The organism is Mycobacterium sp. (assembly GCF_052144515.1).
Taxonomy (GTDB): Bacteria; Actinomycetota; Actinomycetes; order Mycobacteriales; family Mycobacteriaceae; genus Mycobacterium.
Genome location: NZ_JBKQQD010000146.1, coordinates 1 through 3,644 on the forward strand (window position 1 = coordinate 1; position 3,644 = coordinate 3,644).

Genomic DNA, 3,644 nt, shown 5'->3' on the forward strand with positions numbered 1-3,644 from the left:
GGGGCAGGTGCCACCGTCGCGCTGCTGTGCGACCTGGTTGTCATGGCACAAGACGCTTTCCTGTCCGATCCGCGGGTCGCACTCGGCCTGCTCGACGGCGCGGGCGGAATTGTGTTGTGGCCGTTGCTGACCGGTCTCTCGGCCGCAAAGGAGCACCTGTTGCTCGGCGATCGGGTTCCGAGCGCCGAAGCTCACCGGCTCGGCCTGGTCAACCGCGTCGTTGCCACCGAAGACACCGTGGCGGCGGCCCTCGACCTGGCCCGCCGGCTGGCGGCCCTACCGCCGCACGCGGTGCGGGAGGCGCGGCGCTTGCTGAACTCGCACATCGAGCGGGCGGCCCCGGTGCTGTCCGAGTGCGCACGGGCCGAGAGTGAATGCTTCGAGACGGACGAGCACCGTGCCGCGCTGGACCGGTTGAGTGTGCGACTTGCCACGAGACCGCCAAGGGAGTCCTAGTGGTCGCACGCAACCGTGTCGCGCTGGTGACGGGAGGCACCCGCGGGATCGGGCGCGCCGTGACCGAGAGGCTGGCCGACTCCGGGGTCGATGTGGCCGCCGGATACGCCACCGATTGCGTTGCAGCAGAATCGGTCCGGGACCGATGCGAGAAATCCGGCGCCCGAGTGACCCTGCACCGGGTGGACGTGGGCGACCCGAAGTCCTGCCGGTGCCTGGTCGACGAGGTCTTGGACCAGCATGGGCGACTCGACTACCTCATCAACAACGCCGGCACGGTCACCGAGCAGCGCTACGGCGACATCACGACTGACGACTGGCAGCAGCACCTGGCGGTCAACCTGTCGGCCGCGTTCTTCCTGTCGCAGGCGGCCATGGGTACCATGATTGAGCGCCGCTTCGGGCGCATCGTCAACATCGGCTCGGTGTCCGCGACGATGGGCAGCCCAGTGCAGATCCCTTACGCCGCAGCCAAATCGGGACTCATCGGATTGACGCGGTCGACAGCACGTGCCGTCGCACGAAAAGGAATAACTGTGAACTGCGTGATCCCGGGCAGCTTCGACACCGATCTGTCGCAGGGGCTGGCGTTCACGGCCCGCAACGTCGTGACGTCGATGATCCCGGTCGGCCGCTGGGGGCGGCCCGAAGAACTCGCGCACGCGGTCAGTTTCCTGCTCGACGACCTCGCCTCCTACATCACCGGCGCCGTGCTCACCGTGGACGGCGGAATGAGCATGGGCGGATGACCCAGACCCCATTGACGGCCGCGCGCGTCGTTGCCCCCGGTATACCAAAGGACCGGCAGGACGAGTACCGGAGACTTGGCTACGTCAGCGACATGACCATCAGCGCGGCGGTCACCCGGGCCGCGCGGCAGTGGGGCGCACTGCCCGCCATCCGTGAGGCCGCACAGCAGCTGACCTACCAAGAGCTGCTCGAGCATGTTGAACGCGCGGCGGCGTGGTTCAGCGGTGCGGGCATTGGCGCCGGCGACGTGGTGTGCTGGCAAACCCCTAACTGGTGGGAGGCGCAGGTGCTGGCCCTGGCCGTCTGGCACGTCGGTGCGGTGAGCAGCCCAATCGCGCCGTTTTACCGCGAGCATGAACTGCGCCAGGTCATTGAGCAGGTGCACCCGGCGGCCGTCATCGCGGCCCAATCGTTCCGCGGCTTCGGGCACGCCGAAGCATTCGACGACCTGCTGGCCGAAAATGGGCTGCGTGACATCCCCAAGGTCGTGCTGCGCGGGTTCCGGTCCGGATGGACACCGTTCGACCATGTCGTCTCGCATGGGCGCCGCCAGCAATACGCGGTGCTGTCACCCGATGAACCCTGCCTGGTGCTTTTCACATCCGGAACTACATCGGAGGCAAAAGCCGCCGTGCATTCCTCGCGCACATTGCTGGCGGAGACCCGACAACTAGCCGACGCCTGGGGCCTGTCGTGGGAGGACGTCGCCTATATGGCGGCGCCCCTGCAGCACATCACCGGAGTGCTGAACGCCATGACGATTCCACTGCTGGTCGGCGCCTGCGCGGTCCTCGCCGACCGCTGGGATGCCGACGAGGCAGTCGTCGAGATGACCCGCCATCGGGTGACCTACACGGCCGGCGCAACGGTGTTCCTGCAGGAACTCACCCAAGCCGCCCGTGATGCGCGAGTTCGTCTGCCGCTGAGGATGTTCGCTTGCGGTGGTGCGTCGGCGCCACGTGCGGTCATGGAGCGCAGCGAGGAGCAGGGCATTCCCGCGGCCCGGGTCTACGGCATGACCGAGCTGCCGACAGCGACCGTGATGAATCGGGCATTTCCGTTTGACCTGCGCGCGCAGACCGACGGCGCAGTGGCGCCGGGCGTCGAGGTGCGCGTTGTCGACGGCGAATCCGGATCGCTGCCAACCGGAGTGGAAGGCGAACTGCTAGTGCGGGGGCCCGAGCGCATGCTCGGCTACCTCGACCCCGAGGACAATCGCGCGGCACTGGACGAGGCTGGTTGGTTTCGCACCGGTGACGTCGGCGTCCTCGACGACGCGGGTTTCGTCACCATCACCGGGCGGCTGAAGGACGTCATCAACCGCGGCGGCGAGAAGTTCTCCGCCCGCGACATCGAAGACCTACTCGTCGCGCATCCTGCGGTGCGGCAGGCCGCCGTCGTCCCAGGGCCCGATGCACGCTTTGGCGAGGTCCCGGTCGCCTTCGTGGTGTTCGACGGCCACGCACATCCCTCAACCGGCGAACTGGCCGCACATCTGCACGCCACCGGCCTGGCACGCCAAAAGACTCCGGCCGCGTGGTATTTCGTGGATGGGCTGCCAATGACCCCGTCCGGCAAGGTGAAGAAGTTCGAGCTAATCGCAAATGTAGAAGCAGAAATCAGACGATGAATCTCGATCAGTTTTGCGCCGTCCTCGACCTTGAATCCGACGAGGTGTACACGCAGGCGGGAATCCTGGTCGCTTCATCCGCCCGGGAGAGCGCGACAGAACCTTCAGATAAAGGAGACAGCAGTGGCAGCAGAACATTTCGTCCGTTACGAGACGGATGGCCCGGTGGCGGTCATCACGCTGGACCGGCCGCAGGCCGCCAACGCGCAAACACCTGGCATCCTCAAGGACCTCGATGGTGCCTGGCGGCGCGCCGAGGACGACCCGGACGTGAGGGTGATCGTCTTCACCACGACCGGCAAGCATTTCTCGGCCGGACACGACATGTCCGGTAACGATCCCTCCGCCGACGGGCGCCGACTTGGCCCCAGGCGCGCCGACGACGGCAGGCTGGTGGCCGAGGAATACTACGACTGGGAAACTCGGGGCTACCTCGAGTACGCCAAGCGCTGGCGTGACATCCCCAAGCCCACCATCGCCGCCGTTCAGGGCAAGTGCATCGCCGCCGGCCTGATGCTGTGCTGGCCGTGTGACCTCATCGTGGCCGCCGACAACGCTCAATTCTCCGACCCAGTCGCGCTTATGGGCATCATGGGCGTCGAATATCATGCTCACACTTGGGAACTCGGGCCCCGCAAGGCCAAGGAGATGTTATTCACCCAGGATTCGGTGAGCGCCCAAGAGGCATTGCGGACCGGGATGGTAAACCATGTGGTGCCGCTGGAAGAGCTTCGCGAATTCACCCTGCGGCTCGCGCAGCGGATCGCGCGGACCGACCCGTGGGCGTTGCGCATGGCCAAGCGCGCGG

Annotated in this window: 4 protein-coding genes; all 4 read left to right on the plus strand. The window is 66.6% G+C overall.

The annotated features are described in order from the left end of the window. The coding region (locus ACLP9N_RS08605; protein WP_442407001.1) for an enoyl-CoA hydratase/isomerase family protein at positions 1-456 on the plus strand (456 nt) is incomplete at its 5' end. Beyond that, entirely contained in the window at positions 456-1,205 is a 750-nt protein-coding gene (locus ACLP9N_RS08610) for an SDR family NAD(P)-dependent oxidoreductase (protein WP_442407002.1), read from the plus strand. The genes ACLP9N_RS08605 and ACLP9N_RS08610, both read left to right, overlap by 1 nt. Continuing rightward, positions 1,202-2,836 (plus strand): AMP-binding protein, encoded by a 1,635-nt coding sequence (locus tag ACLP9N_RS08615; protein ID WP_442407003.1) that lies wholly within the window; start codon positions 1,202-1,204, stop codon positions 2,834-2,836. Before ACLP9N_RS08610 ends, ACLP9N_RS08615 begins: the two co-directional genes overlap by 4 nt. Positions 2,837-2,959: 123 nt before the next feature. Continuing rightward, positions 2,960-3,644: enoyl-CoA hydratase (locus ACLP9N_RS08620; protein WP_442407004.1), on the plus strand; the 685-nt coding region annotated here is incomplete at its 3' end.